Annotated in this window: 22 protein-coding genes and 1 pseudogene; 13 read left to right on the top strand and 10 right to left on the bottom strand. The window is 70.9% G+C overall.

What is annotated here, in order from left to right; translation table 11 throughout:
- Positions 1-2 precede the first annotated feature (2 nt).
- Positions 3-1,028 carry a phosphotransferase gene (locus ACFVT2_RS12060; protein ID WP_390015594.1) on the bottom strand — a complete coding sequence of 342 codons (1,026 nt, stop codon included), beginning with the start codon at positions 1,026-1,028 and terminating at the stop codon, positions 3-5.
- A 340-nt stretch (positions 1,029-1,368) separates the two neighbouring features.
- On the opposite strand from ACFVT2_RS12060, the gene ACFVT2_RS12055 reads away from it, so the two are divergent.
- Together ACFVT2_RS12055 and ACFVT2_RS12050 are read left to right on the top strand one after the other, a co-directional pair.
- Positions 1,369-2,754, top strand: a complete 1,386-nt coding sequence (locus ACFVT2_RS12055; RefSeq protein ID WP_390015591.1) for a M14 family zinc carboxypeptidase — start codon at positions 1,369-1,371, stop codon at positions 2,752-2,754.
- Between the two features lie 463 nt (positions 2,755-3,217).
- Entirely contained in the window at positions 3,218-4,087 is an 870-nt protein-coding gene (locus tag ACFVT2_RS12050; RefSeq protein WP_390015588.1) for a serine protease, read from the top strand.
- A gap of 180 nt (positions 4,088-4,267) precedes the next feature.
- Here the strand turns inward: ACFVT2_RS12050 and ACFVT2_RS12045 are convergent, their stop codons facing one another.
- Together ACFVT2_RS12045 and ACFVT2_RS12040 are read right to left on the bottom strand one after the other, a co-directional pair.
- Positions 4,268-4,906, bottom strand: a complete 639-nt coding sequence (locus ACFVT2_RS12045; RefSeq protein WP_390015585.1) for a TetR/AcrR family transcriptional regulator — start codon at positions 4,904-4,906, stop codon at positions 4,268-4,270.
- Entirely contained in the window at positions 4,903-5,706 is an 804-nt protein-coding gene (locus ACFVT2_RS12040; protein WP_390015582.1) for a HipA family kinase, read from the bottom strand. The genes ACFVT2_RS12045 and ACFVT2_RS12040 overlap by 4 nt, the downstream gene beginning before the upstream one ends.
- 108 nt (positions 5,707-5,814) lie before the next feature.
- On the opposite strand from ACFVT2_RS12040, the gene ACFVT2_RS12035 reads away from it, so the two are divergent.
- Positions 5,815-6,039: a hypothetical protein gene (locus ACFVT2_RS12035; RefSeq protein WP_390015579.1), complete on the top strand. Its 225-nt coding sequence runs from the start codon at positions 5,815-5,817 to the stop codon at positions 6,037-6,039.
- A 219-nt stretch (positions 6,040-6,258) separates the two neighbouring features.
- On the opposite strand, the gene ACFVT2_RS12030 is transcribed toward ACFVT2_RS12035, so the two are convergent.
- Positions 6,259-6,882 carry a hypothetical protein gene (locus ACFVT2_RS12030; RefSeq protein ID WP_390015576.1) on the bottom strand — a complete coding sequence of 208 codons (624 nt, stop codon included), beginning with the start codon at positions 6,880-6,882 and terminating at the stop codon, positions 6,259-6,261.
- 243 nt (positions 6,883-7,125) lie between these two features.
- Between ACFVT2_RS12030 and ACFVT2_RS12025 the strand changes: the two are divergent.
- From ACFVT2_RS12025 to ACFVT2_RS12010, 4 genes and pseudogenes are all read left to right on the top strand, one after another.
- Positions 7,126-8,088, top strand: a pseudogene (locus ACFVT2_RS12025) (PLP-dependent cysteine synthase family protein); the annotation flags it as partial.
- Positions 8,089-8,159: 71 nt separating this feature from the next.
- The gene (locus ACFVT2_RS12020; protein ID WP_390015573.1) at positions 8,160-8,699 is read left to right on the top strand and encodes a 2'-5' RNA ligase family protein; all 540 of its coding nucleotides are present in this window, start codon (positions 8,160-8,162) and stop codon (positions 8,697-8,699) included.
- A gap of 358 nt (positions 8,700-9,057) precedes the next feature.
- Positions 9,058-9,798: a class I SAM-dependent methyltransferase gene (locus ACFVT2_RS12015; protein WP_390015570.1), complete on the top strand. Its 741-nt coding sequence runs from the start codon at positions 9,058-9,060 to the stop codon at positions 9,796-9,798.
- 109 nt (positions 9,799-9,907) lie between these two features.
- A complete protein-coding gene (locus ACFVT2_RS12010; protein ID WP_390015567.1) occupies positions 9,908-10,318 on the top strand; it encodes a hypothetical protein in 411 nt (136 codons plus the stop codon).
- A 241-nt stretch (positions 10,319-10,559) separates the two neighbouring features.
- On the opposite strand, the gene ACFVT2_RS12005 is transcribed toward ACFVT2_RS12010, so the two are convergent.
- The gene (locus tag ACFVT2_RS12005; RefSeq protein WP_390015564.1) at positions 10,560-10,736 is read right to left on the bottom strand and encodes a hypothetical protein; all 177 of its coding nucleotides are present in this window, start codon (positions 10,734-10,736) and stop codon (positions 10,560-10,562) included.
- Between the two features lie 31 nt (positions 10,737-10,767).
- On the bottom strand, positions 10,768-11,013 hold the full coding sequence (locus ACFVT2_RS12000) for a hypothetical protein (protein ID WP_390015561.1): 246 nt from the start codon (positions 11,011-11,013) through the stop codon (positions 10,768-10,770).
- Positions 11,014-11,699: 686 nt separating this feature from the next.
- On the opposite strand from ACFVT2_RS12000, the gene ACFVT2_RS11995 reads away from it, so the two are divergent.
- The 3 genes from ACFVT2_RS11995 (at position 11,700) to ACFVT2_RS11985 (ending at position 15,191) form a co-directional block, all read left to right on the top strand.
- A complete protein-coding gene (locus ACFVT2_RS11995) occupies positions 11,700-14,282 on the top strand; it encodes an ATP-dependent Clp protease ATP-binding subunit (protein WP_390015558.1) in 2,583 nt (860 codons plus the stop codon).
- A gap of 33 nt (positions 14,283-14,315) precedes the next feature.
- Complete coding sequence (locus ACFVT2_RS11990) at positions 14,316-14,831, top strand: DUF6328 family protein (protein ID WP_390016006.1); 516 nt, start codon at positions 14,316-14,318, stop codon at positions 14,829-14,831.
- Between the two features lie 123 nt (positions 14,832-14,954).
- Positions 14,955-15,191, top strand: a complete 237-nt coding sequence (locus ACFVT2_RS11985; RefSeq protein ID WP_100601615.1) for a hypothetical protein — start codon at positions 14,955-14,957, stop codon at positions 15,189-15,191.
- Between the two features lie 55 nt (positions 15,192-15,246).
- On the opposite strand, the gene ACFVT2_RS11980 is transcribed toward ACFVT2_RS11985, so the two are convergent.
- Positions 15,247-16,704 carry a serine hydrolase domain-containing protein gene (locus ACFVT2_RS11980; protein ID WP_390015555.1) on the bottom strand — a complete coding sequence of 486 codons (1,458 nt, stop codon included), beginning with the start codon at positions 16,702-16,704 and terminating at the stop codon, positions 15,247-15,249.
- 170 nt (positions 16,705-16,874) lie between these two features.
- Here ACFVT2_RS11980 and ACFVT2_RS11975 point away from each other — a divergent pair, with 170 nt between their 5' ends.
- Positions 16,875-17,627 carry a TetR/AcrR family transcriptional regulator gene (locus tag ACFVT2_RS11975; RefSeq protein ID WP_390015552.1) on the top strand — a complete coding sequence of 251 codons (753 nt, stop codon included), beginning with the start codon at positions 16,875-16,877 and terminating at the stop codon, positions 17,625-17,627.
- Between the two features lie 69 nt (positions 17,628-17,696).
- Here the strand turns inward: ACFVT2_RS11975 and ACFVT2_RS11970 are convergent, their stop codons facing one another.
- The 3 genes from ACFVT2_RS11970 to ACFVT2_RS11960 form a co-directional block, all read right to left on the bottom strand.
- Positions 17,697-18,797: a hypothetical protein gene (locus ACFVT2_RS11970; RefSeq protein ID WP_390015550.1), complete on the bottom strand. Its 1,101-nt coding sequence runs from the start codon at positions 18,795-18,797 to the stop codon at positions 17,697-17,699.
- Between the two features lie 194 nt (positions 18,798-18,991).
- Positions 18,992-19,801: a VOC family protein gene (locus tag ACFVT2_RS11965; RefSeq protein ID WP_390015547.1), complete on the bottom strand. Its 810-nt coding sequence runs from the start codon at positions 19,799-19,801 to the stop codon at positions 18,992-18,994.
- Positions 19,802-19,811: 10 nt separating this feature from the next.
- On the bottom strand, positions 19,812-19,982 hold the full coding sequence (locus tag ACFVT2_RS11960) for a hydrophobic protein (RefSeq protein ID WP_390015545.1): 171 nt from the start codon (positions 19,980-19,982) through the stop codon (positions 19,812-19,814).
- Between the two features lie 281 nt (positions 19,983-20,263).
- Between ACFVT2_RS11960 and ACFVT2_RS11955 the strand changes: the two genes are divergently transcribed.
- Both ACFVT2_RS11955 and ACFVT2_RS11950 read left to right on the top strand, forming a co-directional pair.
- Positions 20,264-20,440 carry a DUF6381 family protein gene (locus ACFVT2_RS11955; RefSeq protein ID WP_390015542.1) on the top strand — a complete coding sequence of 59 codons (177 nt, stop codon included), beginning with the start codon at positions 20,264-20,266 and terminating at the stop codon, positions 20,438-20,440.
- Positions 20,441-20,677: 237 nt separating this feature from the next.
- Positions 20,678-21,655 carry a hypothetical protein gene (locus tag ACFVT2_RS11950; protein ID WP_390015539.1) on the top strand — a complete coding sequence of 326 codons (978 nt, stop codon included), beginning with the start codon at positions 20,678-20,680 and terminating at the stop codon, positions 21,653-21,655.
- Positions 21,656-21,700: the final 45 nt, after the last annotated feature.

Below are 21,700 nucleotides of genomic sequence, written 5' to 3'. Positions count from 1 at the left end.
CCCTAACGCCGTTGTAGGGGCAGCGGTTGAAGGGTGGGCCACCGGGTGAGCATGCTCTGCCGGATGGCCGCGGCGAGTTGCCCCAGGCCCTTGAGGCCACTGCCGTCGGTCATCTGGCTGATGGTTCCGAGACGGTGGACGAGTCGCTGCCGGGCCGTTGCCGTGCCCCACTTCCAGTCCCGGTTCGGGATCTTGGCCAAGTGGTCGGCGGTTCCGCGGTGGGCCCGCTGGACCAGCGCGTCGCCTCGTAGCAGCCAGCCGACGCAAGCATCGGTGAGGTCGCCTTGGACCTCCGTGCCCGTCGCGTTGCGCCACGTCGCGCGGTAGGCGGTCTCTGCTGCGTGCAGCACGGGCTGGGCCAGCGCGGTGACGCACCAGCAGGTCGGGAAGCCGATGCGCAGGTAGGCGAGCTCCATGAGCCCGTTGCCCAGCGCGGCCTGTTCGAAGTCGATGAAGCGAACACCACTGCGGGTGTGCATGTCGTTGCCGGGGCATGGGTCTCCGTGCAGTAGGGCATGGCCCGGTGCGCTGAGCAGGCGGTTCACGAGGTCGTCCAGCTCGGTTCGTACTCCGGACGGCACCACGACGCCGACCGTCCTGGCGAGCCCGAGGAAGGAGTCGATGTCGTCTTGGCTCGGGCCGGACCAGACGGGGAGCATGCCTGCATCGTCGGCGCTGGTGGCCGCGTGGAGTCGGGCCAGCGCCGAGGCGTAGTCGACCACCCAGTCCTCGCGGGGCCGCTGGTGGTCCAGGTGCTCAAGGACCAGGACCCGTTCGCCCGGATCGGTGCCGAGGAGAGTCGGTGCCACGGGCGGGTCGATCCGGGATGCGAGCTTCAGCGCGGCCACCTCGCGTGCGTACCTTTCGGCGGCCTCGGGCCCGTCGATGAGCTGCTTGACCACTACTGGTCCGCCGGACAGCTCGGCCCGCCATACCCGTGACCGCGGACTGCTGGCCAGTCGGCGACTCCGGCGAGGTGCGCCGAGCTCGGCCCGCAGCTCCTCCCCAAACGGCAGTCTTGACCACATGTCTTCATTCCTCCAGGTGTGTGAACACTGTTGACGGTGAGGCGAGTTGGACGCGAGGGGGCTCTCACGGCGGCTGGATGCGGGTGTCTTGTTGACCTCGTTCATGCGGATCCCCACATCCCGCATCCCCCCATCCCCCCACCTCGCATCGCCCGCCGCCCGCCGCCCGCCGCCCGCCGCCCGCCGCCCGCCGAACTCCCTTCCAGATCCGCCGACTTCGACCCCGAGGATGTTGTCCGGGAACCCCCCTTCTCGACAGGGCATGTGCAGGGCATCATGCCTCCGATTGGCCCAATCCCCACCCCCCACGGAAGGCCATGTCATGCCCCGGAAAGCCCTCGTGACCACGGCTGCGGCAGCGATGGTCCTGGCGCTCACGGCCCTGTCCCCGATGTCCCCGTCCGCCCTCGCCCGGGCGCCGCAGAGAACCGACGCGTCCGGCCGGCACACCGTGGTCGTCTACCGCGTCCCCACACACGACGGGCGGGACGCGCAGAAGCTGATCTCCTCCGGCTACGACCTGATCGAGCGGCGCCAGGGCGACGACCTGTTCGTCATGGGCGACCTGTCGACGGCGGCCGGGCTACGCCGGCTCGGCTTCGCCCCCATAGCCGTCGAGACGACGCAGAAGCCGCTCGCCCACCAGCCGCGCACGGCCCGCTCGACCGGCGGCGTCGACGACACCTACGACGGCGGCTACCACACCGTCGACGCGCACTACGCCCACCTCGACCAAGTCGCCGCCCAGCACCCGGACATGGCCAAGGTAGTCACCTACGGGCAGTCCTGGCTCAAACAGAAGGGACGCGGCGGCCACGATCTCAAGGCCGTCTGCATCACCAAGATGAAGCAGGGCGACTGCCAGCTCGACCCCAACTCCACCAAGCCGCGCTTCTTCCTGATGAGCCAGATCCACGCACGGGAGCTCACCACGGGAGAGGTCTCCTGGCGCTGGATCGACGCCCTGACCAGCGGCTACGGCAAGGACCCGGACATCACCGCGCTGATGGACTCCACCGAGATGTGGGTCGTCCCGATCACCAACCCGGACGGCGTCGACATCGTCGCCCAGGGCGGCGACAACCCCATCCTCCAGCGCAAGAACGCCGATGACTCCCAAGGCGGCGGTTGCGGCGTGGACGGCCAGACCGGCGTGGACCTCAACCGCAACGCGGGCACCCACTGGGGCGGCGCGGGCACCTCCACCGAGCCGTGCAGCGAGATCTACCTCGGCCCCGCCGCCGACTCCGAACCGGAGAACACCGCGCTGGAGGGCCTGTTCCGCCAGTTGTACCCGGCTGTGCGCACGGGCACCGGCGACAGCGACCCGGCGCCGGCCACCGCCAAGGGCCTGATGATCAGCCTGCACAGCGATGCGAGCATGGTCCTGCTGCCCTGGGAGGCCGACCACACCATCCACACCGGCAACGACGCGGCGCTGCGCTCCCTCGCCGGGCAGCTCGGCAAACTCACCGGCTACCAGTCCGGGCAGGCCGGCGAAATCCTCTACGACGCGTCCGGGGGCACCGACGACTGGACGTACGACAAGCTGGGACTGGCCAGTCTCACCATCGAAATCGGTGACAGCGACGGCCGCAACTGCTCCGGTTTCACCCCGGCGTTCTCGTGCCAGGACAGCTACTTCTGGCCGAAGTTGAAGCCCGCGCTCATCTACGCGGCGAAGCAGGCCACGGCGCCGTATCGGACCGCGGCCCAGGGGCGCTGAGGCGCCCGCACCGGTTCGGGGAGCGCGATGTCACCGGCGCTGTGTGCCGTGCGCGCGCTCCTTGCCGGGCCGTGCCTTGACAGTCGATCCAGACTGGCGGCCCCGCATCATGGGACGGTCGAATCCGCGGGTGGGCGGAGCGCCCGTCACGCGAAACCGGGGCGACATCGAGCTGTCCGACCCCGCTTGCCCTCTCCCCCTCTCGCCCCCTGCGCGCACAGCCATCCGTATCGCCCCGTATGCCGCGCAAGGAAGGTAACCTGACGGGTATTCAATTCGCGCCCGCCGAAGTCCGGCACGGAAGCGGTCGGCCCGTCGCGACCTTCGCATCGTTTTCTCATCGTTCTCCGAAGTTCATTGCCGTGGGGCGCACTCCGGCACACAATGCGCATGACAAATCCGGAGCGGCGGAAGGGAACTGACGCCGCGCAACTCCGGACACAGAGCTGAGAGGACCCCCCACATGTATCGACCTCTCGTCGGCACCCTGGCCACCGCCGTACTGGGAGCCGCCGCCTTGGTGACCGCCGCCACCCCGGCGGGTGCCACCCCGGCGCACCACAAGCCGAAGCCCCCGCAGACCAAGGCCGTCGACTTCGCCGGCACGGTCGCGCTGGACGACTGCTCCGGATCGATCGTCAAGATGCCCACCTCGCAGCCGAACGACCCGGCGCTGGTGATGACCAACGGTCACTGCCTGGAGAGCGGGATGCCGTCCGCGGGCCAGGTGATAGTCGACCAGCCTTCCACTCGCGGCTTCACCGTCCTGGACAAGTCCGCCGGCGACCTGGGCACGATCCAGGCCACCAAGGTCGTCTACTCGACGATGACCGACACCGATGTAACGCTGTACCAGACCGGCTCGACCTACGCGGACATCGAGCAGAAGTACGGCATCAAGCCACTGGAGCTGTCCACCGACCACCCCACCAAGGGCGCCGGGATCAGCGTGGTCTCCGGCTACTGGAAGAAGACCTACACCTGCAGCGTCGACGGGTTCGCGCCCACCCTCAAGGAGGGCGACTGGACCTGGAAGGACTCGGTCCGCTACACCCCGGAGTGCAAGGTGATCGGCGGCACCTCCGGGTCGCCGGTGATCGACAACGCCACCGGCAAGATCACTGCCATCAACAACACCATCAACGAGAACGGCGAGCGCTGCACCCTCAACAACCCGTGCGAGGTGGACGAGAACGGCAACGTCACCGTCCACAACGGCATCGGCTACGCGCAGGAGACCTACACCATCCCCAAGTGCTTCGGCACCGGCAACAAGCTCGACCTGACCGCCGCGGGCTGCACCCTGCCCAAGCCGTCGGGCGTCCGCCACTGACCGCAAGCCGCAAGCCACTGGCCATAAGCCGCTGACCGAACACTGTTGTCCGGACACCGTTGTCCGGACACCGCTGACGCGCCCGTCCAGTAGCGCCTCCAGCCTCAGCCGGGGGCGCTACTAGCGAGTGAGCGCGATGCCACGGTCGTTGTGCCTGTCGTCAGTGGCGTACCGGCGGTGTCAGCCTTCGCGGGTGGCGTAGCCGAGTGCTCGTTCGCCCAGCGTCTCCTCGACGACGTCGAGGAGTTCCAGGAGGGCGTCGGCGATCGTGGCGGGTTTCTCGCCCGCCACGATGCGCCGGCCGATCTCGCTGTAGACCAGCGAGTGGAACCAGCCGATCTGGCTGGCGACCACGCGCGGTGTCTGGTCGTCGGGCGCGGCTCCGGCTTCCTCGGCCAGGACCGTGGCGAGGGCGTCGGTCATCTGCCGGCCGAGGTCCTCCAGGCGGGCGGTGAGTGTGGGGGCGGCCCGCATCATCTCGAATACGGGGCCGAAGCCCGCGGTCAGGCCCACCTTCCGGTCACGGCGCCGCAGTTCGTCCCGCAGCCGGCCGAGCACCGCCCGCGCCGCGGACTCGCCGGGCTGCCGGGCGCGCACGATGTCGGCGAGCCGCTGCGGGGACGCCTCGTCCGGCGGCAGGACGAGGTCTTCCTTGGCCTCGAAGTAGTTGTAGAGGGTGTTGACCGAGACGTCCGCCGCCGCCGCGACCTCGACGATGGTGACGTTGTCGAAGCCCCGCGCCACGAACAGGCGGAGGGCCGCCTCGGAGATACGCTGCCGCGTCTGCCGCTTCTTCCGTTCCCGCAGACCTTCACTCACGGCATGCCCTTGGGGAGCCATCGGGCGGACACCCGTGCGCGGGAGGCGAGGTGGGTCACGTAGGCGTCGCGGACGTCGTCCGGGGTGCCGAACCCCGGCTCGTCGGCCAGCCATGCGTCAGGTACGGCGGCGACGACCCGGCGCAACAGCTCCGGGGTCACCTGGTGTGCCAACTCGGCGTCTGCCGCTGCCATGTCGAGTCCGGGTGAGCCGAGCGCGTGCGACCGGAAGTCGTACGCCTTGCCGACCGCGTCCGCCGCGCTCTCCCACCGGTGGTGGAACACCAGCGACGCGCCGTGGTCGATGAGCCACAGACGGGGTTCCTGGTGGCCTGAGGTCGGCCACGTCATGAGATTCGAGCTGTGCACCGTACGGTCCACATTCGCCGTGAACGCGTCCAGCCAGAGGATCCTGGCGGACTCCACCGGGTCCACCGGGTCGACGTCCGGCACACCCGGCGTGAAGTCGGCGGCTCCCGGCAGGTAGTCCATGCCGAGGTTGAGTCCCGTGCTGGCGTGCAGCAGGTCCTGCACCTCCTCGTGCGGTTCCTCGGCGGCGACCGCTGGATCGAAGTTCACCAGTACCAACTCCGGTACGCGCAGCCCGAGATGACGTGCCAGCTCGCCCACGACGACCTCGGCGACGAGCGCCTTGCGCCCCTGTGCCGAGCCGGTGAACTTGACCACGTACGTCCCCAGGTCGTCGGCCTCGACGACGCCCGGGACGGAGCCGCCGCCCCGCAGCGGGGTCACATACCGGACGGCCGTCACCGTGCGCAGCCCGTCCGAGGGTGCCTCCATACGATCCTGCCTCTGCCCCGGTGGCTCGCGCCGACCTCTCCTAAAAGTGAAATGCATTGCAAATATACAACGCGCTATAGTTTTTTCGAGCTTCCACGGGAGGGGACTATGACGATGACAGCGGACGGGCACGATGCCGCGGTGAGACGAGCCAACGCGGCTCTGGAGACGTACACGCTCTCGGGCGACGGCTGGCGCCGCAGTCCCGGCGAGACCCTGCAGCACGTCCTCGCCGACCTGCTGCACTGGTGTGACGACACCCAGCGCGACTTCGACGCGGCCCTGGAGCACGCACGCGCCCGCCATGCCGGAAAGAACTCGCCGTTCAAATAGGCGCGGACCGTCCTGTCAAACAGGCGCGGACCGTCCTGCGACCACGGCCCAACGGCTCGGATACGGGCGCATTCGCAGAGCGCCACCATCGGAGGCGTCGCGCCACCCGGCACGGCGGCCCGGCCCTGCCCGGCCCGGGAGATCGCAAGCCCGCGCGCCCGGTGGGGCGAAGGGCCCACCGGGCGTGCATGGTGCTGGGGTACGGGGGGGTGCGGGGGCTTACGGGTGGTACTTCTCCTCGACGGTCTCGGCGGCACCGGACTTACGGTCCATGGTGACGCGGACGGTCACGCTGCTGGTCTTCGCGGCCTTCTCCAGCTGGTCCACGGTGCACTTCGAGGTGCCGTAGCCATCGTGGCCGATCGTCACGCTGCCGTCGTCGACGGAGCAGATCGCGGCCGCGCCGAGAATCCGCGTGGCGTTGGCGACGAAGAACGCCTCCTCCATGCCGCCGCCCTGGGGCTTGACGATCAGCTTGCCGGGCGCGAGGTACTTCAGCGTGCCGACGATCGTGCGGTGGTTACCCGCGTGCGCGACGCCGCCCCCGCCGGAGGCCGACTTGCCGCCGGTGCTGCCGCCGGTCCCGGAACCTCCGCCGGTGCCCGCACCCCGGGCAGTGGACGGCGCCGTGGCGGACTTGCCGCCGTTCTGGCCCTGCGCACCGGAGTCGTTCGAGGCAGAGCTGCTCGTGGGCTGGGTCGAGGGCGAGGAGCCGGCGGCGGCCGCTGCCCCTGAGCCCTGCCCGCAGGCGGTGACCCCCAGGCCCAGTGCCGCGACGGTGACGAGGGCGGCGGCGATGCGGCGGCCGGCGCGGCCGCGGAGGCGGTTGGTGGTGGTGTTCATCGGGTCTCCCGTTGCTCTGTTCGCTCGTCTCACTCCCGGACAACAATCAGCTTCGAGGGTCGGGTTGGCGTCCTACTAACGGACGACTAATGCCATGCATCGGCGCACCGACGCACCGCAACGCGCTCACCGCCGACGGGATCTGAGGTGCGGGGACGATCGCAACGCGCTCCCGCGGGGGTGATTGCCGCGCGCTCCGGGGAGCCTGCTCGCGGTCTTGGGCCTTTCCGGCAGACTGCTGCGATGGACGTCTACGAATCCCTTGTCGACGTGGTCGGCAACACCCCGCTGGTACGGCTCAACCGGATCACCGCGGGCCTTTCCGTGCCGGTCTACGCGAAGTTGGAGTACGTCAACCCGGGCGGCAGCGTCAAGGACCGCATCGCACTGTCCATGGTGCGGGCCGCCGAGGACGCCGGGCTGCTGCGGCCGGGCGGCACCATCGTGGAGACCACCTCGGGCAACACCGGGGTGGGCCTGGCCATGGTGGCGGCGCAGCGCGGCTACCGCTGTGTGTTCGCCCTGCCGGAGAAGAGCAGCGCCGAGAAGGTGGCGGTGCTGCGCGCCTACGGTGCCGAGGTGGTGGTCTGCCCCGGCGACGTACCCCGTGAGCACCCCGACCACCCCCGGTCGACGGCGGAGCGGATCGCCCGGACCACTACCGGCGCATGGCTGGCCGACCAGTACAACAATCCCGCCAACCCGCGTGCGCACCACGGCAGTACCGGCCCGGAACTCTGGCGGCAGACCGAGGGCCGGATCACGCATCTGGTGGCGGGCGTCGGCACCGGCGGCACGATCAGCGGCACCGGCGGCTACCTCAAGGAGGTCAGCGGCGGCCGGGTCCGGGTGATCGGCGCCGACCCGGAGGCTTCCGTCTACTCGGGCGGGCCCGGCACTGCGTACGCGGTGGAGAGCATCGGCCTGTTCCGTCATCCCGAGACGGTGGACAACTCCTGGCCGGAGTCGTTCCACACCGACGTGGTGGACCGGTTCGAGCGGATCAACGACCGCGACTCGCTGCTGACCGCCCGCCGACTGGCCTGCGAGGAGGGGCTGTTGGTGGGCGCGTCGGCGGGGACCGCGGTGGCCGCGGCACTCCGGGTCGCCGCCGGGCTCGGTCCGGACGACCTGGTGGTCGTGGTGATTCCGGACTCCGGCCGCAACTACCTGAGCAAGGTGTACGACGACGAGTGGCTGCGCGATCAAATCGGCGACGACCTCCCGGCCAGCGGGACGTAACAGGCCGGACCCCCGCGATGGCAGCATGCCGTGTCATGGCAGACGACAGCACGAATGGGTTTCAGGCGGGCCGGACGGGACTCATCGTCAGGATCCCGGAGGCGGAGTCGGCCGTCCGCGCATGGCGTGAACGGTTCGATCCGTCAGCCCGAGCAGGGGTTCCCGCACATGTCACGGTGCTTTTCCCGTTCCTCGACGAGAACCGGATAGATGCACGTGTCCGCTCGACTCTCGCTGACATGCTCAGCCGGCATCATGCCTTTGACCTGCGGTTTGAGAGCTGTGGGCGGTTTCCGGGGGTGCTGTATCTCGCTCCTGGGCCAGACACGCAGTTGCGGCGGCTCACCGAGGTGATCGCTGACCGATGGCCCGAAGCTCCTCCCTATGGCGGCCAGTTCACCGAGATCGTGCCCCACCTGACCGTCGCCGACGGTCAGGACGATGCAGTTCTGGACGAGATCGAGGCCGATCTGCTCAGCAAACTCCCCTTCACGTCCCGGGCCACGTCAGTTGACCTCATGGTGCATGACGGCACGAAGTGGCAAGAGCGGGCATCGTTCGCACTCCTTGAGTGAACGGGCCGAGAGTTCGCCTGATTCGCCCCAACAGGCAGCAGGCAGCAGGCAGCAGGCAGCAGGCAGCGCGGAGACGCCAGTCAGTCGACTTCGGCTTCGGCCTGCTCGGCGCGGGCCTAAGCCCGTCCGCCAGGCGGAGCATGAGGGGACGGCCGATGGCCGCACCGAGGTTGGCCGTCATCCGTTCGGCCCGGACGCCCGCTCGTACACCAGCCCGGGACGCCGTCCGCATCTTTGTGGCTTCTGACAGTACGACGGTGCGCCGGGGTGCGGAGAGACTGCCCGCCAGAGGCTGCGGCGTGCCCGGTTGCGGGGGCCGAGGCCGAGGAGATGACGAAGCACAGGGGAGGACAGCACGGTGAGCGTGCAGCAGTATGACGAGATCGGTGAGGCGTTCGAGGGGTTCAAGTCCCTGCCGCTGGCGCACTACGCGGAGGTGCCCGGCTTCCTGGCCATGGTCGGGGACGTGCGCGGCAAGTCGGTCCTGGACCTGGCCTCCGGCACCGGCTTCTACAGCAGGGAGTTCAAGCGGCGCGGCGCCACGGAGGTGCTCGGAGTCGATATCTCCGGCGAAATGGTCGCTGTGGCGCGGGAGTTGGAGGAACGCAGTCCGCTGGGTGTGCGCTACGAGGTGGGTGACGTGGCCGAACTGCGGCCCCTCGGACGGCACTTCGACATCGCCACGGCGGTGCAACTGCTCAACTACGCGGAGGACGTCGCCTCCATGGAGCGGATGTGCCGCAACGTGCACGGGAGCCTGGCGCCCGGCGCCGAGTTCTTCGTGCTCGCCCAGACACCCGACTACCGCTTCGACGGGCCGTCCATGGACAAGTACGGCTTCCTCAGCGAGCCGACCGGCGAGGAGGCAGAGACCGGACCGCGAGTGCGGATCACGGCGCTGCTCGACCCGCCGATCGGTTTCGTCACCACTCTCCCGCGCCGCGAGGTCTACGAAGAGTGTCTGCGGGCGGCCGGATTCGGCGAGGTCACTTGGGTCCCCCTGGAGGTGTCCGACGCCGGCGTGCGCAAGCTCGGTACGGACTTCTGGGCGGACTTCCTCGCCAACCCCCCGCTGGAGATGCTGCGCTGCCGCGCCTGACGACCGAACGGACGTCCCATAGGTTGGTCCGATGAGGGGTGGACTACGGAGTGGGTGGCCGGGGGGACCGCGTGAGCGGTGGCGGGCGCTTCCGCGGTGGGCACGATGGGTGCTCGCGGCGTATGTGCTCGGGTTCTCCGAAGGGGCCTGCGTACATTTCCTGGACCTTGCGCGCGGTGGGATCCACGTCTACGCGGCGTTCGCCACGTTGCCGTTGCAGGTGTTCTTCGTCGGCTTGGCGGTGTTCGATCCGCTGACCGCCGTACTGGTGGGACTGGTGCGCCCGGAAGGGATCCGACTGGCGGCCGCCGTGATGACCCTGGACGTCCTCGCCAACTGGATCGTCAACTGGCCGCAGTTGCTCGCGGATCCGACCTGGTTGTTGCGCCCGGTGGGGGTGCTCCCCCTCACCCTCTTCGGCCTGTTCGTGGTGGCGACCGCGGTTCCGCTACTCCGGGCTGCTGACAGACAGCGAAACAGGGAGATGCGGAGATGCGGCGATAGGGGGATGCGGAGATAGGGGGACGAGGGTGCTGGGCGGGGTGCAGGCCGCTGCGTCGGTGCGGGCCCGGGCGGTGCGGTGACCATTCCGGCGGTGTTGCGTTGGTCTTGGAAGCCAGTTGGTCCCGGAGACCAGTGGGTGAGGTCGGGGGCGTACGTCGCCGTGGTTGGGCCCGTCGTGCGTCCCCGACAGGCGTCGGGGTGGTCGGCGTGCCCCTCGTGTCCGCGGATGCGCTCGGCCTCCGCGGACACCCGGCCCCTCAGATCTCAGTGGTCGCCTGGGCCCGTAGGCCGCCCGCGATCCGCTGCCACTTCGCGAAGACCTCCAGCAGTTCGTCGACCGGCGCCCGATCCAGCTCCGCGTCGAATCGCCGGGCGAGGGACGGGCTGGCGAGCGCCTCACGAATACGCTCAATGGTCCATGGCACGGTGCTCATACCTTCCTCCCGTTCCGGGATTGTGAAGCTGTCAAAGATAGCGGGCCGCGCGGGCCCTTGAATGCCCTTCCGCCCGTAGCAACCCGAAGAGGCGAATGGCCGGGCGAGCGGGGGCGCGGATGGTGTTGGCGGCGCAGCCTTCCAGGCCCAGGCGGGTGCCGACGGCCCTCCGGGCCTCGACGCGTCGGTGCAGCGGCTCTTCGACGCGGAGGCCGAGCGTGCGGTAGGTCCAGCCGGCCGGTGCGGGGTCGGCCGGCAGCCACTCACCGCCGGTCATGGGGGGGCGGCTGGCGCTGTGGGAGGTGGACGACGACGTAGCGGGAGCCCCTCCCGCAAGCCCAGGCCCAGCCGCACGCACAGGCCCAGGCGCAAGCACCGGACCAGCCGCAGGCCCAGGCCCAGCCCCAGGCACAGGCACAGGCACAGGCACAGGCCGTAGCGGTCGTGACGGCGGGCAGGGCGGGCAGGGCGGTCGGGGGCCGACCGGTGGAATTCCGGCAGGAAGTCCTGGAGCAGGCGTGGCCCGCCTCCGGCCGGGAGGTTCTGCTCCTCCGCCAGCCGCTTCCCTCCGGTGCCGTGCCGATGACGGTTACCCGTCGGTGGGCCGCTGTGGTGGGCGCTGGTGCACGGCCGTGCAGCGCTCGGGTGACGGTGGCGCTGGGAGCAAGCCAAGTCGGCGGGGGCCGGGATCGCCATTCGGGGGAAGTCATTCGAGGGGCGGGCGCGGGGGCTCGTGCGGGGGTGGCGTAGTGGGGTGGCTTGTGCGGGGCGGGCTGCGTGGTCGGCCGTCGAGGGTGGGCGGGGACGTGCCGGAGGTGCGAACGGTCCCGGTGGCATTGATCCTGAAGCAGAGGAGTCGCACGTCGCGGCGACGACGCACCGGGCGACGGCACAGGGAATGAGCACTGCGTACCTGACGAGGCAGCGTGTCGCGGCACCGTCGTGACAGCGGAACGGACGCACATGAGCAACGGATTCACGGGTCCGGAGGGTGATGGCCCGGACTCGTTCGGTGACTTTCTCGCGCGGTTCTTCGGGCGTTCGACGCAGTCGCCCGGCGAGGAGGGGGGCACCTCGATGCCGCGGCAGGCCGATATCGCGCGGCTGATGAGCGGGCCGGCCCGGGACCTGGTGACCTCCGCCGCCGCGTACGCCGCCGAACACGGCAGTCCCGAGCTGGGCACCGAGCACCTGTTGCGGGCGGCGCTCAGCTCCGAGCCGACCCGGAGCCTGATGCGGCAGTCGGGGGCCGATCCTGATGCGCTGGCGGCCGAGATCGACCGCAATGCCGGTTCGGGGCCGTTGCAGAAGAGCGTCGCGGTGACCCCGGCGGTCAAGCGGGCGCTGCTGGGGGCGCACGAGCTGGCGCGGGGCACGGGGGCTTCGTACATCGGGCCGGAGCACGTGCTCGAAGCGCTGGCCTCGAATCCGGATTCGGCGGCGGGGCGGATTCTGCACCTCGCGCACTTCGATCCGCAGGCGGCGGCGGGCGGGCACAGTGGGGTGGGCGCGCACCAGCCGTCGGGGTCGAGCGCCGAGCACGGTGCCGTACCGCATCACGAGACGCCCACGTTGGACAAGTACAGCCGGGATCTGACGGACCTGGCCCGGGCGGGTCGGATCGATCCGGTCATCGGGCGGGAGGAGCAGATCGAGCAGACCATCGAGGTGTTGTCGCGGCGGGGGAAGAACAATCCGGTGCTGGTCGGCGACGCGGGCGTGGGGAAGACCGCGATCGTGGAGGGGCTGGCGCAGCGGCTGGCCGACGGGGACGTTCCCGAGACGTTGGCCGGGCGGCGGATCGTGTCGCTGGACCTGAGCGCGGTGGTGGCCGGGACCCGTTACCGCGGTGACTTCGAGGAGCGGATGAACAACATCATCGAGGAGGTCCGGGCGCACTCCGACTCGCTGATCGTCTTCATCGACGAGTTGCACACCGTGGTGGGGGCCGGTGGCGGCACCGGGGACGGTGGTGCGCTGGAGGCCAGCAACATGCTCAAGCCGGCGCTGGCGCGCGGGGAGTTGCACGTCATCGGGGCCAGCACGCTGGAGGAGTACCGGCGGTACATCGAGAAGGACGCCGCGCTGGCCCGGCGCTTCCAGCCGATCCTGGTGCCCGAACCGACCGTGCCCGACACGGTGCAGATCCTGCGCGGGCTCCAGGACCGTTACGAGGCGCACCATCAGGTGCGGTATGCGAACGAGGCGGTGCTGGCGGCGGTGGAGCTGTCGGACCGGTACATCACCGACCGGTTCCTGCCGGACAAGGCGATCGACCTGCTCGACCAGGCGGGTGCCCGGGTCCGGTTGCGGTCGGCGACCAAGACGCCCAGCGTGCGCGATCTGGAGCGCGAGGTGGAGCAGTTGGTCCGGGACAAGGACCAGGCGGTCGCCTCGGAGCAGTACGAGCGGGCGACCGAGCTGCGGGACCGGATCACCGCGCTCACCGAGCAGATCAGGACCGTTCAGGATTCGCAGGGCGAGCGGCCGGTGGGCGGCGACGGGCGGATCGTGGAGGTCACCGCCGAGGACGTCGCGGAGATCGTGTCGCGGCAGACCGGGGTGCCGGTGAGCAGTCTGACGGAGGAGGAGAAGGACCGGCTGTTGGGGTTGGAGGGACGGCTGCAAACGCGGGTGATCGGGCAACAGGACGCGGTGACGGCGGTGTCGGAGGCGGTGCTGCGGTCGCGGGCCGGCCTGGCCGATCCGGACCGGCCGATCGGCAGCTTCCTCTTCCTCGGCCCGACCGGGGTGGGCAAGACCGAGCTCGCGCGGGCGCTGGCCGAGGCGCTGTTCGGCAGCGAGGACCGGATGGTGCGGCTCGACATGAGTGAGTATCAGGAGCGGCACACGGTCAGCCGGTTGATCGGTGCGCCGCCCGGATACGTCGGTCATGAGGACGCGGGCCAGCTCACCGAGGCGGTCCGCCACCACCCGTACTCCCTGCTGTTGCTGGACGAGGTGGAGAAGGCGCATCCGGACGTCTTCAACATGTTGCTTCAGGTGCTCGACGACGGGCATCTGACGGACTCTCAGGGCCGCACGGTGGACTTCAAGAACACCGTGATCGTGATGACCAGCAACCTCGGCTCGGAGGCGCTGAGCGGCGGCCGCGGGGTGCTCGGCTTCGGGCCGGCGGAGGCGGGCGTGGACGACGGTGCCCGGGAACGGGCGCTGGGTGCCCTGCGCGGGCACTTCCGGCCCGAATTCCTCAACCGGCTCGACGAGATCATCGTCTTCCGCCAGCTGACCGACGAGCAGCTGCACCGGATCACCGGCCTGCTCCTGGAGGGCACCCGTCGCCGGTTGCACGCCCAGGACATCTCCGTCGACTTCTCCCCGGCCGCCGTGGACTGGCTCACCCGCCGCGGGCACCAGCCCGAGTACGGGGCCCGACCGCTGCGCCGGACCATCCAGCGCGAGATCGACAACCGGCTGTCGCGGATGTTGCTCGACGGGGCGCTGTCGTCCGGGGACCGGGTGCAGGTGGACGTCACGGACGACGAGCTGGCGTTCCGGGCCGGCCCGGTGGAGCGGACGAAGTGAGCGGCGCGGCCGCGGGGACCTGGAGGAGTTGAACTGAACGGTCAGCGGGATGACGGGAGCGAGTCGGAGCTGATCTGGCCGCGTGGCCGCAACGAGACCGAGGAGCAGCGTGCCGACCGTCGGTGGAACGAGCTCCTCCAGGAGGTGCGGGTCATTCAGACCGGCGTGCAGATCCTGTTCGGCTTCCTGCTCACCGTCGTCTTCACCCAGCGGTTCGCCACTCTGAGCACGGCGGACCGGACCCTCTACGTGGTCACCCTGCTGTTGGGGGCCTCCACGACCGGTGCGCTGGTGGGGACGGTGACCTTCCACCGGCTGGTGTCCGGGCACCGGCTCAAGCCGCAGACCGTGCTGTGGGCGTCGCGACTGGCGCTGGTCGGGGTGGTACTGCTGCTGGGCACGGTGGCGTCGGCACTGCTGCTCATCCTGCGGCTGGCGCTGAACGGGAGCGCCGCGCCATGGGTGGTGACGGGTCTGGTGCTGTGGTTCGTGGTGTGTTGGTTCGTGCTGCCCGCGTGGGTGCTGCGCCACTACGCATCGTCGGAGTGAGTGCCCTGCGGGCCGGCGGGGGCGGTGCGACGATGGAGGAGGGGTGTGGGGCGCGCCGGTGGGCCGGCGGGCGGCTGTGCGGGCCCGGCGCCTTCCACGGAGCCGCGGAATGGAGGCATCACCATGACGGTCTGCGAGGTCTGCGGGAACGACTACGCGCGGGGCTTCGAAGTGCACATCGACAGCGAGGTTCATGCCTTCGACTGTGTGGAGTGCGCCGCGCACCTGCTCGCGCCGACCTGCGAGAACTGCCAGTGCCGGATCCTCGGGCACGGGCTGGAGGCGGGCGGCCGCTCCTTCTGCTGCGCGCACTGCGCGCGGATCCGGGGGGTCAGCGAGCTGGCCGACAGCGTGGCGTGAGGATGCGGGGGTCCGGGCGACTGCCGCCCGGACCCCCGCCGTCCTTCCTGGCCGGTTACGAGGACTTGGCCGTGGCCCGCACTCCGAAGTGGACGTACCGGCTGCCGTCCGCAAGGGCGTAGAAGACCACCGGAATCCAGCCGTCGGCGGCGTTGCGGCGGGCGGCGAAGACGGTCTTCGTCGGGGTGTCCGAGACCGGGACGAGGTTCCAGTGGAGCGGGTCGAAGGTGCCCGCCAGGCCGTCGGCGCCTTCGTAGGTCAGCCGGAGCACGCCTTCGCCTTCGGGGCGGTCGGTGACGGTCATGAGGAAGCCTTCGCGGCGGTAGCCGCCGGTGAACGGCCGCGGGTCGACGGACACTTGCTCCTGGGACGGTCCGAACTCCGGCATGGTGACCCCGGCGAGTTCGGCGGTGAGCTCGCGACAGAGCGTCTCGAAGACCTTGGGCGCGGCGGCCCCGCCATTGGTCAGCAGCGCGATCGCCAGGCCCTTCTCCGGGAGGGCCCGCAGGTAGGCGAGCTGCCCGAAAGTGCTGCCGTCGTGGCCGAACCCGCGGACACCGTCCCACTCGAACAGGCCCCAGCCCAGGCCCCAGTGGGCGCCGAGGAACCACTTGTCGGGCATCTCGACCTCGGGCGCCAGCATGGCCTCGACGGCCTCGGCCGAGAGCACCCGGGTGCCGTCCGGTGCGGTGCCGCCGTCGACGAACAGCCGGGCGAAGCCGGCCACGTCGGCCGCGGTGGCGCTGATCCCCCCGTACGGGCCGGCCGAGCGGGGCATCATGTCCCACTGCGGGGTCGGCACCGGGTCCTCGCCCGGTTCGCCCATGTGTCCCATGGCGGCGCGGAACCGCAGCACTTCCTCGGGCAGGGTCATGGTGTGCGTCAGCCCGAGGGGCTTGTAGATCATGTCCTTCAGGGCTTCGTCCCAGGTGGTGCCGGTGATCACCTCGACGATGCGGCCGAGGACGTTGTAGCCGGTGCTGGAGTAGGACATCGTGGCGCCGGGCGGGTTGGTCATTCCCACGGTCCGGGCGCTTGCCACGTAGCGGGCGAGGCAGTCGTCGCCCCGACCGGTGTCCTTGACGTGGTCGCCCTGGATGCCGCTGGTGTGGTTGAGCAGTTGCCGGACGGTGATCGTGCGGGTGGCCTCCGCATCGGCGACGGCGAACTCCGGCAGGATGTCGATGACGCGTGCGTCCAGGTCCAGCTTGCCGGCGTCGGCCAGGAGCATCACCAGGGCGGCGGTGTAGCCCTTGCTGACCGAGCCGATCTGGAAGACCGAGTCCGTGGTCGTCGCCACGCCGGTCTCGCGGTGCAGGATCCCGCCGGCCAGTTCGTGGATCTTCCCGTCGACGAGGACCGCGAGGGTGGCGCCGGGGACGCGGTGGCGACTCAGCAGGGCGTCGAGGCGCGCCTGCCACCGGGCGCCGTCGAACGCGGTCGCGTTCTCCTTCGACTCGGTGACCTCGCGGTCCGTGCGCTCGACCGTTTCGCGGCTCAGGTTCTTCGACATGGCTTCTCCCCCACTGTGGCGTCGGTGTGACGGCGATGCGGCGACGACGGTCCGTCGTTGTCGAACGCCGCTCGTTCTGTCGAACACTGTACGGTGAGCGAACACCGTTCGCAAGTACGCACGACGTACGGGGAACGGGCTACCCTGATGCCCGAAGAGAGGAGCCGGTCATGGCGGCCAGCAAGGCCAGCAACAAGCAGCCCATCCCGTCGGTGTGGACGCGCCCGGAGCGGCGGAAGCGCGACCAGCCCGCGCTGAGCCGGAGCCAGATCGTGGCGGAGGCCGTCCGACTGCTCGACGAGGAGGGGATCGGTGCCCTGAGCCTGCGACGACTGGGGACGCGGCTGAACGCCGGGGCCACCTCGTTCTACTCGCACGTCGCCAACAAGGACGAGCTGATCGAACTGGTCGTGGACGAGGTCTACGGCGAGATCGTGGTGCCGACGGCGGGCGCCCCCACCGACTGGCGGGCCGACACCGCCCGGTGCGCGCAGAGCCTGCGGGCCACCATCCTGAAGCACCCGTGGATGGCCTCGGTCCTCGGCGAGGTGGGCATGTCCCACCTCGGGCCGAACCTGATGCGGGCCTCCGAGGGGATGCTGAGCCTCTTCAAGGCCGCCGGACTGCCCTCGGACGAGGCCGACCTGGCGGTCTCCACCCTCACCGCGTACGTCATCGGGATGAGCATCAGCGAGGCGTCCTGGCTGACCACGCTCGCCCGCAGCGGCCAGAGCGAGCGGGAATGGGTGGCGAACCTGTGGCCGTCCGCCGAGGAGGCCGCCGCGGACCACCCCGAGCTGCGCGAGCTGTACGCGGGGCAACGCGACCAGGACCCGCGCGCGATCCGCGACAAGAAGTTCGCCTACGGACTGGAGCGCGTGCTGGACGGTCTGGCGAGCGCGGTCGGGAACCGGGCCGAGTAGCCGGGCGACCGGTCCGGGCGCGGATGCGGCGGCCGCCCCCAAGGGACGGCCGCCGCATCCGCGCGCCGCTCACGCACCGGCCGTCGCGGGGCTCACCCGGCGCGGCCGCAGCAGCAGCGCGGCACCGGCCAGACCGGCACTCAGGATCGCGAGCCCGACCGCCAGCAGCTCCGGCCACATCGAGGCGCCGCCGAGGCTGCTGCGCAGCTGGACCAGGACGCCGGCCCGGGACAGCGCGTGCAGGACGATCACGGTGACCGCGGCCGCGGCGCTCGCGGTCCAGACGGCGGCCGTATCGCGCATCGCCAGGCAGCCGGCCAGCAGCAGGTAGACCACGGCGATGGCCATCGAGAGGGCGTCCGACGCACCGCCCTGGGTCTCCGCGGCCCCCACCGGCAGGTGGCTCAGCCCGCACAGGGCCAGCGTCGCCGCGGCCGGCCAGCGCAGTACGGACCGCAGGACACCGCCGACCGCGTGCACGGGCGGTGCGGGCGCCCCGGCCGTCTGCCAGCCGCCGCCCTGCGGCGCGTTGACGCCCGGCCAGGGGGCACGCTGGGGTCGCGGCGGGGCGTCCCAGTGGGTGGCGTCCCGCATCGCCGGCTCACCGGGAGCGGCCGGCCCGTGGGCGGCATAGCCGTGGTCGGGCCCCGGGTAGCCGTAGGGGTCGGCGTACGGATCGGCGTAGGGGTCGCTGAGCGAGGGCAGGGACGTGGTGGCCATGCCGGCGGTGTCGGCGTGGCCGTCGGGGAAGTCGTCGCCGTCTGACGGTTCCGCGGTCGGGACGTGGCCGTCCTGGGCCCGGTCGAACAGCTTGATCAGCTGGGCGACCTCGTCGACGGATCTGCCCACGGCCGCGGCCCGCAGCGCCTCGTAGCTCGCCTCCGCGGTGTGCGGGGCCTCGCCGAGCAGGGCGAGCAGCGGCCCGACCTCGCTCACGGGGCGGGTCATCGCCGCCACCCGCAGCGCTTCGTCGCCGGGGTTGGGGTCGTCTCCGCTGCGCTTGAGCAGCTCCACGAGAGCGGCGACTTCCTCTACGGGTCGCGTGGTGGCCGCCGTCCACACGAGGGTGCGGAACGAGACGTTCTCCTGGCTGGTGGGCGGAACGTATGCGCCGTGTTCCGTCGGGGACAGATCGGCTTGGCCCCCACGAGGAGCTGGTTCAGGTGACATGTAGCTACTCCACTGAACTAGGTGGGAGCGTCCGCACCGGAGGTGCCGGCGCTCATCGGGCGTTGTGCATGCTGGTTGTGCCTGCTGTGGTTCAGCCAACGTCCCTCTTGGCCGCGGGCGCCAATGCTGGCGGGCCATCCGGTGGAGACACGCCGCTGGCCAGGGAAACGACCGGGCGTGTCGGCGGGGCGGAATCAGCTCCGGGGGGAGCCCTGCGCGGTGGAGACGGTGAAGAGACCGCCCTGGGGGTCGCGGATCACGGCCTCGCAGCCGCCGCCGTCCACCATCGGGGTCACCGGTAGCGTCAGACCGCCCGCGGCCACGGCGGCCGCGGTGACCTTCTCGATGTCGTGCACGGGGAAGTACACGTGCCAGCGGGGGCGGACGTGCGGGTCCGGGGCGGCTTCGACGGCGCCACCGCGCAGCGCGGCCACGGTGTGCCCGCCGTCGTCGCGCACCACCACCTCGTCGTGCTCGTAGGTGATGTCGCAGCCGCCGGGCCGGTCGGGGGCCCAGCCGAAGACCTCCCCGTAGAAGATCGCCGACTCGAAGGCGTCGCGGGTGCGCAGCTCCAGGCACATGGGTGCTCCGCCCTGCCCGACGGCCCAGGAGAGCGTCTGGCCCTCCCAGAGGCCGAACACCGCACCGTCCCGGTCGGCGGCGAGCGCGGCGCGGCCCTTCCCCACTTCGAGCGGGCCGACGGCGACCGTGGCGCCGCGCTCGCGAATCCGGGCGGCGGTCTCGTTCGCGCTCTCCACGGCGAAGTACGGGGTCCAGGCGATGGGGACGTGCCACTGGGGGGTCAGCGCGCCGATCCCGGCGACCGGCTGGCCCTCGGCCAGGGCGATGGCGAACTCGGCCTCCAGGGTGCCGGGGCGGAAGCGCCAGCCGAGGACCCGCCCGTAGAAGTCCTGCGCGCCCTTCGGGTCGTGCGTCATCAGGCTCACCCAGCACGGGGCGCCGCCGATGGCCGCGGTGGTGTTGCGGGCTTTGGTGGCAGGCATCGGACTGCGCCTACCGGGGATGGCGGCGACCCCGGGTGCCGCGCGGGCCCGACGAGTGGCGGAGGAAGCCGATCAGCGCGACGGCCACCAGGGCGAGGACGACGAGCCAGAGCAGTTTCATGGCGAAAGTGGCACCCGCGAAAAGCAGCACGAGGAGCAGGACGAGGAGCAGAGGGGCCATCGGGACCCACCTCCGGACGGGCTGGTTCCGTACCTGGCCACCATTATGCGCTTCCGTGGTCGACCCCTCTCAGGGCCGGACCCCGCCCGGTCCGGTCTCCGTAACCGGCCGGACGGCGCAGCGTGACGCTTCGAGGTGCCGACGGCAGCGGGCCCTGCTTGGCTGGTAACAGCGGTTGGCTGGTAGCAGCGGCTTCCCGGGCGGGCGCCGGCCACGACGCACCTCCGGGAACGCCGGGTATCGGCACGCCGGGTACCGGCACGGGACGAGAAGGAACGGTCATGGGATCGGAAGAGACACGCGAACGCCTTCAGCACATGCGGGAGAAGGCCCGGGAGCTGGCCGAGGCCGCGGAGCACACCAGCGATCCCCGGGAACGGCAGCGGCTCCAGGAGAAGTCCCGCCGGCTCCAGAGCCGGAGCGAACAGGAGAGCGGGGACATCTACCCCTCGGAGTGATCCCCCGCCCGGTGCGGGTCCTCGGCCGGCGGGGCGCGGGCGTCGAGCCGGTACGGGACGAGCACTCCCGTAAGCCACTCGAACCGCCGGGCTCCCGGACGACTGGCCGCGCCGCCGGCCGCGCGCCGGACGCCCGGCTGTTGGAGTGGCTTACGGACGGGTGCCGGTGCGCCACCCGCGCCACCGGGAAGCCACCGGGAAGGAGGTGCGGCGGAGGAACGGCGGCAGGAGGCGGAAATGCACCGCAGGCGGCCCACCGTGGTCTACGTGCACGGCAACGGGAACAAGGTCCGTTCGGGATTGCTCAAGTCGCAGTGGGACCAGGCGCTTTTCGGCCGGGATATGGCGGACACGTCCCGCATGGCCTACTGGGCCGCGTTGCAGTACGCGCACCCGCTGCCGGATTTCCAGGTGGACGCGCTGGACGGCGGGCCGGTGATCGAGGGGGAATCGGCGGCCGCGGCGGCGTCCGGGATGTTCGACCCACCGGAGGAGTTCGTGGCGCGGACCGTCGGCGAAGCCTGGCGGGAAACCGGCGCCCCGGGGCTGGAGGGCCGGACCCCGGAGGGCCCGCACGATGTGGCGGTCGAGGGCGCGCTGGTCGGCTGGCTGCGGGAGATGACCTATCTCGCGGAGACGCTGGGCGAGGCGGAGACCGGCGGTGGCACCGCGCGGACCGGGGACGGCGGCGCGCTGCCGTTGGAGGTGCTGCCGCTGCCCCGGCCGCTGCGGACGGCGGCGTTCCGGGAGCTGGTTCGGCGTACTTTCAAGGATGTCCACGCGTACTTCTTCGGCGGCAGGGGACCGGCGATCCGGCAGGTGGTCGAGGAGGCGCTGCCGCCGCCGGCGGACGGGCCGCTGGTGGTCATCGGCCACAGTCTGGGGTCGGTGGCCGCCTACGAGGTGCTGCGGGAGCACGAGCGGGAGGTGGAGTTGCTGGTCACGGTGGGGTCGCCGTTGGCGATCACCGAGGTGCAGGACCAGCTGGCGCGGCCGCCCGCGGTGCCGGACGGGGTGCGGGCCTGGCGCAACGTGTCGGACCTGCGGGACCTGGTGGCGCTCGGGCACACCCTGCGGCCGGAGTACACCCCGTCGGAGCTGATCACCGATGCGCTGGTCACCAACAACAGCGAGAACCACCACGGGATCAGCCAGTACCTGGCGCAGTCGGCGGTCCGGGAACCGGTCGACCGCACCTTCGGCCAGCTTGCCTGAACGGGGACTTCCCACTCCGTGCCACGCCTTGCACCGGGGTAGACC

Source organism: Streptomyces sp. NPDC058000, assembly GCF_042886435.1.
Classification (GTDB): Bacteria; Actinomycetota; Actinomycetes; order Streptomycetales; family Streptomycetaceae; genus Streptomyces.
This window is presented reverse-complemented; position numbering and strand designations above follow the sequence as displayed.

Bases quoted from the DNA above. Each gene is read 5' to 3' on its own strand.
- ACFVT2_RS12060 (WP_390015594.1), bottom strand. From the start codon at position 1,028: ATGTGGTCAAGACTGCCGTTTGGGGAGGAGCTGCGGGCCGAGCTCGGC.
- ACFVT2_RS12050 (WP_390015588.1), top strand. From the start codon at position 3,218: ATGTATCGACCTCTCGTCGGCACCCTGGCCACCGCCGTACTGGGAGCC.
- ACFVT2_RS12040 (WP_390015582.1), bottom strand. From the start codon at position 5,706: ATGGAGGCACCCTCGGACGGGCTGCGCACGGTGACGGCCGTCCGGTAT.
- ACFVT2_RS12035 (WP_390015579.1), top strand. From the start codon at position 5,815: ATGACGATGACAGCGGACGGGCACGATGCCGCGGTGAGACGAGCCAAC.
- ACFVT2_RS12030 (WP_390015576.1), bottom strand. From the start codon at position 6,882: ATGAACACCACCACCAACCGCCTCCGCGGCCGCGCCGGCCGCCGCATC.
- ACFVT2_RS12020 (WP_390015573.1), top strand. From the start codon at position 8,160: ATGGCAGACGACAGCACGAATGGGTTTCAGGCGGGCCGGACGGGACTC.
- ACFVT2_RS12005 (WP_390015564.1), bottom strand. From the start codon at position 10,736: ATGAGCACCGTGCCATGGACCATTGAGCGTATTCGTGAGGCGCTCGCC.
- ACFVT2_RS12000 (WP_390015561.1), bottom strand. From the start codon at position 11,013: ATGACCGGCGGTGAGTGGCTGCCGGCCGACCCCGCACCGGCCGGCTGG.
- ACFVT2_RS11995 (WP_390015558.1), top strand. From the start codon at position 11,700: ATGAGCAACGGATTCACGGGTCCGGAGGGTGATGGCCCGGACTCGTTC.
- ACFVT2_RS11985 (WP_100601615.1), top strand. From the start codon at position 14,955: ATGACGGTCTGCGAGGTCTGCGGGAACGACTACGCGCGGGGCTTCGAA.
- ACFVT2_RS11980 (WP_390015555.1), bottom strand. From the start codon at position 16,704: ATGTCGAAGAACCTGAGCCGCGAAACGGTCGAGCGCACGGACCGCGAG.
- ACFVT2_RS11975 (WP_390015552.1), top strand. From the start codon at position 16,875: ATGGCGGCCAGCAAGGCCAGCAACAAGCAGCCCATCCCGTCGGTGTGG.
- ACFVT2_RS11970 (WP_390015550.1), bottom strand. From the start codon at position 18,797: ATGTCACCTGAACCAGCTCCTCGTGGGGGCCAAGCCGATCTGTCCCCG.
- ACFVT2_RS11965 (WP_390015547.1), bottom strand. From the start codon at position 19,801: ATGCCTGCCACCAAAGCCCGCAACACCACCGCGGCCATCGGCGGCGCC.
- ACFVT2_RS11960 (WP_390015545.1), bottom strand. From the start codon at position 19,982: ATGGCCCCTCTGCTCCTCGTCCTGCTCCTCGTGCTGCTTTTCGCGGGT.
- ACFVT2_RS11955 (WP_390015542.1), top strand. From the start codon at position 20,264: ATGGGATCGGAAGAGACACGCGAACGCCTTCAGCACATGCGGGAGAAG.
- ACFVT2_RS11950 (WP_390015539.1), top strand. From the start codon at position 20,678: ATGCACCGCAGGCGGCCCACCGTGGTCTACGTGCACGGCAACGGGAAC.